Origin of the sequence: Herbaspirillum sp. B65, from assembly GCF_000333555.1 — a bacterium.
Classification (GTDB): Bacteria; Pseudomonadota; Gammaproteobacteria; order Burkholderiales; family Burkholderiaceae_D; genus Herbaspirillum; species Herbaspirillum rubrisubalbicans.
This window is the reverse complement of the sequence record NZ_BADI01000762.1, coordinates 1-7,261: the sequence shown is the minus strand read 5'-3', so window position 1 is coordinate 7,261 and position 7,261 is coordinate 1. Positions and strand designations below refer to the sequence as shown.

Below are 7,261 nucleotides of genomic sequence, written 5' to 3'. Positions count from 1 at the left end.
GCTCACGCCCAGCCGCCGATCTTGCCCTGTGCGACCAGCTTTTCCATGCCCTCGACGGTGGCCGCCAGTGGATGCGGGCCACGCCAATGCAGCAGGTAGAGCTCGATGTGGTCGGTACCCAGGCGCTTCAGGCTGGCTTCGCAGGCGGCGATGGTGCCGCGCTGGCTGGCGTTGTGCGGCAAGACCTTGCTGACCAGGTAGACCTGTTGGCGGCGTCCGCTGATGGCCTGGCCGACGATGCGCTCGGCATTGCCATCGGCGTACATCTCGGCGGTATCGATAGGTGGCCATAGTCACCGCCAATGCGGCGCTTGAGGAAGGCGGGATAAGGCGAGCGGTCCAGCATCTCGCGGTCGTGGTTGCATTCCAGCAGCAAGGCGTCGCAGGCACCCAGCGCCTGCACCAGGTGCGCGGTGGGCTGACCGGCATCGGTCAATACGCCCAGGCGGCGGTCGCCATCGCCGGCCACATACTGGATGGGCTCGCGGGCGTCATGCGGAACGGTATAGGGGGATAGTTCGAGGTCGCCGATGGCGATATTCTGGCCATCGGCACAGAAGCGCACATCGACATCGCTGGCTTGCTCGGCGACGGCCTGGAAAGTGCCATAACTGAGCCAGACCGGGATGCGATAGCGGCGCGCAAACTTGAAGACGCCACTGACGTGGTCCGAATGTTCATGCGTGACCACGATGGCCGAGACGTCCGACGGGTCCAGGCCCAGACGCAACATGCGTTTTTCGGCTTCACGCAAGGTAAAGCCGCAGTCCAGCATGACGGTCGTCCCGGAAGAGGGACGAGCGTCGCCGGCTGCGGCCGAGATCAGCAGCGCATTGCCTTCGCTGCCGCTGCCGAGGCTCGCGAACTTCATCTGAGCCCCGGATCCTGATTACTTCAGCTGATCGTTGAGCAGACCGAGGATCTTGTCGGAGATACCCGAGGTATCCGGGCCACCCTCGCCGTTCTGCACGACGATGTTGCTGCTGTCGGAGCCGGCGCCCTTGACCACGATGCGGTACTTGGCGGCCTTCTTGTCCTTGTCCTTGGAGCTGAAGATGCGCGAGAAGAAACCGCTGTCCTTCTTGTCCTTGGCATCCTGGTCCTGGTCCACGTAGCGCACGTAGTAGATGCCCTGGCTGCGGTCGCGGTCTTCCACGGTGAAGCCCACGCGGTCCAGCGCCAGGCCGATACGGCGCCATGCGCGGTCGAAGCCTTCATCGACTTGCACACTGCTGCCAGTGGCGGTCTTGACCAGGCGCGAACGGGCCTGCAGCGACGGCGCGTTGGCCACGGCAGCCTTGGCCTTGGATTCCTGGGCACCCAGGCGCACCATCAGGCGCGACAGGAATTCAGCTTCCAGGCCCGGATCGGAAGGACGTGCGGTCCACACCGAGGTTTCCTTGGCCGAACCGGTCAGCACTTCTTCTGCGCCGCGGTGGCTGATGAAGATCTCGGTAGTACCGTTGGCGCCGCGCTCCAGGCGGGTGCGGAACTTGTCGCGCTCACCGGTGGAGTACAGCGAATCGAATACCTTGCCCAGGGTGTTGCGGATGAAGTCCTGCGGGATCTTGGCGCGGTTCTCGGCCCAGTCGGTTTCCATCACGCCGGTGTCAGGCGATTCGACGTTGATCAGGAAACCGTTGTCCTGCCAGAAATCCTTGATCTGTGGCCACAGTTGTTCCGGGGTCTGCTTGACCACCAGCCAGCGCTGCGAACCATCGCGCTCGATACGGATATCCTTGCCCTGGGCGTCGGGCGCCACCGAGGTCAGATCGGTGGTGGGCTTGGACTGCTGTTCCAGCTGATAACCGGAAGCCGTGGCCACACCCTTGTTGGCTTCGGGGATGGCGTAGCGGTTGTCGCGCTGCAGCTGGGTCAGGTCGGGCGGCACTTCCAGGCGCGGGCCACGGGCCTTTTCGGCGCTCTTGTAATCGATACGGTCGCCTTCGAGCATATTGCCGATGGACGAACATCCCGCCAGTCCGGCCAGCGCCAGTGCGACGACGATGCTGCGTTGGGTAAAGGTGTACGCGGAGCGGGATACCGGACGAACGTTGTTGCGATTAGTCATATCGTTACTATTGAAAGCGGAATCGGATTTCAGGAGACCTGCGCCAAAGCGGCCAAGCCGATCAGTTTAAGACACCGGACTCGCGCAGGGCGGCGCGCACGGTGTCGTGGAAAGCCGCACCCAGCGGCGCCAGCGGCAGGCGCATTCCGGTCGGGATCAGACCCATTTCCTGCATGGCCCACTTGACCGGCACCGGATTGGGTTCGACGAAGAGCTTGTTGTGCAGCGGCAGCAGCTTGTTGTTCAGTTCCACGGCGCGCGCGATGTTGCCGCTCATGGCGGCCACGCACAGTTCGTGCATGTCACGCGGGGCGACGTTGGCGGTGACCGAGATGTTGCCGGCGCCGCCATAGAACATCAGGGCGAAGGCAGTGGCGTCGTCACCGGAATAGACCGCAAAGCTCTTGGGCGCCAGGCGGATCAGGTCGCTACCGCGGGCGATGTTGCCGGTGGCGTCCTTCACACCCACGATGCCCTTGACCTGGGCCAGGCGCAGGATGGTCTCGTTGCTCATGTCGGCCACCGTGCGGCCGGGCACGTTGTACAAGATCACCGGCAGATCCACCGCCTCGGCGATGGTCTTGAAGTGCAGGTACATGCCTTCCTGAGTCGGACGGTTGTAGTAGGGCACCACTTGCAGCGAGGCGTCGGCACCGACCTTCTTGGCAAACTCGGTCAGTTCGATGGCTTCGGAGGTGGAATTGCCGCCGGTACCGGCGATGATGGGAATGCGTTTGGCGGTGTGTTCGACCGCGACCTTGATCAGTTCGCAGTGTTCTTCCATGGAGACGGTGGGCGATTCGCCGGTGGTGCCGACGATGACGATGCTGTCCGTTCCCTCGGCGATATGCCAGTCGATCAGCTTGCGCAGGCCGTCGTAGTCGAGGCTGCCGTCCGGATGCATGGGAGTGACGATTGCAACAATGCTACCCTTGATCATGATGTACTTATGTAAGGTGATGGTCAGAATAAAGGCCTGATTGTAGCGGATAGACGCCTCATCAGGTCAATTTGCCGCTACCAGAGATGAAAGCGGACGTAAAAAAAGCCGGAGAAGCGCGTGCTGGCGGGCTCGCTACCCGGCTTGCCGATACTCAATAACCCAGTCCCATGGCTTCGCGCACGTCGCGCATGGTGTCCTGGGCCAGCTTGCGGGCCTTTTCGCAGCCATCGGCGACGATCGCGCGCACCAGCGAAGGGTCGTCCAGGTAAGGCTGGGCCCGTTCCAGCATCGGTTGCTGTTCTTGCAAGATGGCATCGATCACCGGCTGCTTGCACTCCAGGCAACCGATCCCGGCCGAACGGCAGCCCTTGGCGGCCCATTCCTTGACTTCCGGCGTGGAATAGACCTGGTGGAATTGCCAGACCGGGCATTTATCCGGGTCGCCCGGATCACTGCGGCGCACGCGCTGCGGGTCGGTGGGCATGGTCTTGACCTTCTTGGTGACGGTAGCCGCGTCTTCGCGCAGGGCGATGGCATTGCCGTAGCTCTTGGACATCTTGGCGCCATCCAGGCCCGGCAGGCGCGAGGCTTCGGTCAACATGGCTTGGGGTTCGGTGAGGATCAGCTTGCGGCTGCCTTCGAGATAGCCGAACAAACGTTCACGATCGATCATCGACAGGTTCTGGGCATCGTCCAGCATGGCCTTGGCCTGTTCCAAGGCTTCATCATCGCCCTTTTCCTGGAATTGCGTGCGCAGTTCCAGATACAGCTTGGCACGCTTGCTGCCCAGCTTCTTGGTAGCGGCCAGGGCCTTTTCCTCGAAGCCTTTTTCCTTGCCATAGAGATGGTTAAAGCGGCGCGCAATCTCGCGCATGATCTCGATATGCGGTACCTGGTCCTCACCCACCGGCACCTGGCTGGCGCGGTAGATCAGCACGTCGGCCGCCTGCAGCAGCGGATAGCCGAGGAAGCCATAGGTCGCCAGGTCGCGGTCGGCCAGCTTCTCCTGCTGGTCCTTGTAGGTCGGCACGCGCTCCAGCCAGCCCAGCGGGGTGGCCATGGACAGCAGCAGGTGCAGTTCGGCATGTTCTGGCACGCGCGACTGGATGAACAGCGTGGCCTGGGACGGATCGACCCCGGCGGCGAGCCAGTCGATCACCATTTCCCAGGTGCTGGTCTCGATCACGGAGGGATCGTCGTAATGGGTGGTCAGGGCGTGCCAGTCGGCCACGAAGAACAGGCAGGGCAATTCGGATTGCAGCTTGACCCAGTTCTTCAGGGCGCCGTGATAGTGGCCTAGGTGCAGCGCGCCCGTGGGGCGCATACCGGAGACGACGCGGTCAGGATACATAGTCGTGATGATCTAGAAAATAGGGGCGACCAGAAAACGGAAAAACCCTCCCGTACTGAAAGGCGTCAACATGGAAATCCCCATGGCCGTGGCCGACATGACCGGGGCCATCCAGTAAGGATAGATAAGATTGAGCATCATGAGGCCGAGTACGATGAAGAATCCATAGGGTTCCAGCTTGGCAAACTGGTAGGAAAGGCGGTGGGGCAACACGCTGATGAGCACGCGACCGCCGTCCAGCGGAGGAATGGGCAACAGGTTGAAGGCCATGATCACCAGATTGGTCTTGATGCCAGCCTGGATCACGGCCAGCAGGAATTTGGCCTGCAGACCCAAGACCAGGTAGAGCCAAAGAACCGCAATCCACAGGATCGCCATCACCAGGTTGGCAGCCGGTCCGGCCAGGGCCACCCATGCCATGTCCCGCTTGGGCTTGCGCAAGTGGCCGAAATTGACCGGTACCGGCTTGGCATAGCCGATAAGGAAACTGCCGAAACTGAGGGCATACGCCAACACCGGCAGCACGATCGTTCCGAGCAGATCGATGTGCTTGAACGGATCAAGACTCATCCGTCCCATTGAATAGGCCGTGGTGTCGCCGAAAAACTTGGCCGCATAGGCATGTGCCGCCTCGTGCAGGGTAATGGCGAAGAGCACGGGGAGCGCGTACACCGCGATGGTCTGGATGAGTTCGTTCATGGGCGGGGATTTTAGCAGAGGGACAATATCGCGCCCCAAAATTCCATTGGGCTGGGCCAGCCGCAGATGGCGCAGATGACATCGTGAATAAATATTCGCTTATGCAGCCTGCAAACCAAAGATACTCGCATCCCCCCTGCCCTGGCGCACCAGCACCGGTTCATCATCGTCGGTCAGGTCGATCACGGTGGTGGGCTCCAGGCTGCAGGCGCCACTGTCGATGACCAGCTCGATTCTCTTTTCCAGATGGCTGCGGATGTCTTCGGCGTGGGTCAGCGGCAATTCTTCATCGGGCAGGATCAGGGTGGTGCCCAGCAAGGGCTGGCCCAGTTCTTCCAGCAGCATGTGGGCGATGCGATTTTCCGGCACGCGCAGGCCGATGGTCTTGCGCGAGGGATGCGAGAGGCGGCGCGGCACTTCCTTGGTAGCTTCCAGGATGAAGGTAAAGGCGCCCGGCGTGGCGGCCTTCATCAGCCGGTACTGGCGGTTATCGACCTTGGCATACTGGGCGATCTCGGAGAGGTCGCGGCACAGCAGGGTCAGGTGGTGCTTTTCATCGACGCCACGGATGCGGCGCACGCGCTCGACCGCCTCCTTGTTGTCCAACTGGCAGACCAGGGCATAGCAGGAGTCGGTGGGCAGGGCCACCAGGCCGCCCTTGTGGATGATCTGTGCGGCTTGCTTGATGAGACGCAACTGCGGGTTGTCGGGGTGAATCTCGAAAAACTGGCTCATGACTTCGTTTCCACATCCAATTCAATGCAATTCGTAAAAAGCACAACGGCGGTGTCGCCACCGCCGTTGCAAGAGTGCGCTGCGCTCAACGCTGGCCGCGCAGGGCGGCAATGCGCTGTTCCAACGGCGGGTGGGTCGAGAACAGCTCCATGAAACCGGGCTTGTCGCTGATCCCCAGGGCCGCCATGTTCTGCGGCAAGCCTTCCGGCGAAAAACCGCCCAGCCGCGCCAGGGCATTGATCATCGGCTGGGGCGTGCCCAACAGGCGCGCCGCACCGGCGTCAGCACGGAACTCGCGGTGGCGCGAGAACCAGGCCACGATGATCGAGGCGCCGATGCCAAAAACGATCTGGCACACCATCACCGTCACCATGTAGCCGATGCCGGGACCGGACTCATCGTTGTTGCGGCGCAGGGCCGAATCGACGAAATAGCCGACCACCCGCGACAGGAACACCACGAAGGTATTGACCACCCCCTGAATCAGGGTCATGGTCACCATGTCGCCATTGGCGATGTGCGCCACTTCATGGCCCAGCACGGCTTCCACTTCGTCCTGGGTCATGCCTTGCAACAGGCCGGTGGAGACCGCCACCAAGGCCGAATCCCGGAACGCACCGGTGGCAAAGGCATTGGGTTCACCGTCATAGACCGCCACTTCCGGCATCCCGATGCCGGCGCGCTGGGCCAGCTTGCCCACGGTTTGCAGCAGCCATGCTTCGGTGCCATTCATGGGGGTCTCGATCACGCGGGCGCCGGTGGACCACTTGGCCATGCTCTTGCTCATCAGCAAGGAGATGATCGATCCGGTGAAACCGACCACCAGCGAGAACACCAGCAGCATCGGCAGGTTCAGGCCGGAGCGGGTCAGGAAGCGGTCTACGCCCAGCAGGGACAGGATCACGCTCATCACTACCAGCACGGCGATGTTGGTGGCGATAAACAGCAGGATGCGTTTCATCGGGAAAACTCCTATCGGAAAAGTGGTTATTAGATAGGCATCCCGCCTTGCAATTCAAGGGCCGCGCTTACAGTTCCCAGTCATGCCACACCGGCTTGACGCCAACAGGCAGCGGCGGCAACTCGCCCAGGTCCAAGCGCGACTCGCCCGGACCATGGAAGTCCGATCCCATCGACCCCAAAAAGCCATAGCTGCGCGCCACCTGAGCATATTGCTGGTACTGCTCCGGCGTATGGCTGCCGGTATTGACTTCGATGGCCGCGCCCCCGAGCTGCCTGAATTCATCGAACAGCGCGCCGAACTGGGTCTGGGTGTACTTGTAGCGTCCCGGATGGGCGATCACGGCCACCCCGCCGGCCCCGCGTATCCAGCGCACAGCCTCTTCCAGCGTGGCCCAGCGGTGCGGCACGTAGCCCGGCTTGCCTTCGGTGAAGTAGTTGGCAAAGACTTCCTTGGTATCGCAGCAGTGGCCGCACTCCACCAGGTAGCGCGCAAAGTGGG

General features: G+C 62.0%; 8 protein-coding genes and 1 pseudogene. All 9 read right to left on the bottom strand.

The genetic code is table 11. The features are described 5' to 3' along the window. Nucleotides 1–2: 2 nt before the first annotated feature. Nucleotides 3–224, bottom strand: a complete 222-nt coding sequence (locus I5W_RS30145; protein ID WP_252717094.1) for an aldo/keto reductase — start codon at nt 222–224, stop codon at nt 3–5. Next, on the bottom strand, nt 128–871 hold the full coding sequence (locus I5W_RS17940) for an MBL fold metallo-hydrolase (RefSeq protein WP_252717093.1): 744 nt from the start codon (nt 869–871) through the stop codon (nt 128–130). Before I5W_RS17940 ends, I5W_RS30145 begins: the two co-directional genes overlap by 97 nt. A gap of 18 nt (nt 872–889) precedes the next feature. Beyond that, on the bottom strand, nt 890–2,071 hold the full coding sequence (gene bamC / locus I5W_RS17935) for an outer membrane protein assembly factor BamC (protein ID WP_044530246.1): 1,182 nt from the start codon (nt 2,069–2,071) through the stop codon (nt 890–892). A 61-nt stretch (nt 2,072–2,132) separates the two neighbouring features. Next, complete coding sequence (dapA, locus tag I5W_RS17930; RefSeq protein ID WP_017452944.1) at nt 2,133–3,011, bottom strand: 4-hydroxy-tetrahydrodipicolinate synthase; 879 nt, start codon at nt 3,009–3,011, stop codon at nt 2,133–2,135. A gap of 154 nt (nt 3,012–3,165) precedes the next feature. Continuing rightward, entirely contained in the window at nt 3,166–4,365 is a 1,200-nt protein-coding gene (locus I5W_RS17925) for a tryptophan--tRNA ligase (RefSeq protein ID WP_044530245.1), read from the bottom strand. Nucleotides 4,366–4,377: 12 nt separating this feature from the next. After that, complete coding sequence (locus tag I5W_RS17920) at nt 4,378–5,064, bottom strand: site-2 protease family protein (protein WP_017452946.1); 687 nt, start codon at nt 5,062–5,064, stop codon at nt 4,378–4,380. A gap of 99 nt (nt 5,065–5,163) precedes the next feature. After that, the gene (locus I5W_RS17915) at nt 5,164–5,799 is read right to left on the bottom strand and encodes an L-threonylcarbamoyladenylate synthase (RefSeq protein WP_017452947.1); all 636 of its coding nucleotides are present in this window, start codon (nt 5,797–5,799) and stop codon (nt 5,164–5,166) included. 85 nt (nt 5,800–5,884) lie between these two features. Next, nucleotides 5,885–6,760 carry a protease HtpX gene (gene htpX, locus I5W_RS17910; protein ID WP_017452948.1) on the bottom strand — a complete coding sequence of 292 codons (876 nt, stop codon included), beginning with the start codon at nt 6,758–6,760 and terminating at the stop codon, nt 5,885–5,887. Between the two features lie 67 nt (nt 6,761–6,827). Beyond that, a pseudogene (locus I5W_RS17905) lies at nt 6,828–7,261 on the bottom strand (phosphatase); the annotation flags it as partial.

Excerpts from the sequence above, each read along its gene's own strand:
- I5W_RS17920 (WP_017452946.1), bottom strand. The coding sequence starts at position 5,064 with ATGAACGAACTCATCCAGACCATCGCGGTGTACGCGCTCCCCGTGCTC.
- dapA (WP_017452944.1), bottom strand. The coding sequence starts at position 3,011 with ATGATCAAGGGTAGCATTGTTGCAATCGTCACTCCCATGCATCCGGAC.
- I5W_RS17915 (WP_017452947.1), bottom strand. The coding sequence starts at position 5,799 with ATGAGCCAGTTTTTCGAGATTCACCCCGACAACCCGCAGTTGCGTCTC.
- I5W_RS17940 (WP_252717093.1), bottom strand. The coding sequence starts at position 871 with ATGAAGTTCGCGAGCCTCGGCAGCGGCAGCGAAGGCAATGCGCTGCTG.
- bamC (WP_044530246.1), bottom strand. The coding sequence starts at position 2,071 with ATGACTAATCGCAACAACGTTCGTCCGGTATCCCGCTCCGCGTACACC.
- htpX (WP_017452948.1), bottom strand. The coding sequence starts at position 6,760 with ATGAAACGCATCCTGCTGTTTATCGCCACCAACATCGCCGTGCTGGTA.
- I5W_RS17925 (WP_044530245.1), bottom strand. The coding sequence starts at position 4,365 with ATGTATCCTGACCGCGTCGTCTCCGGTATGCGCCCCACGGGCGCGCTG.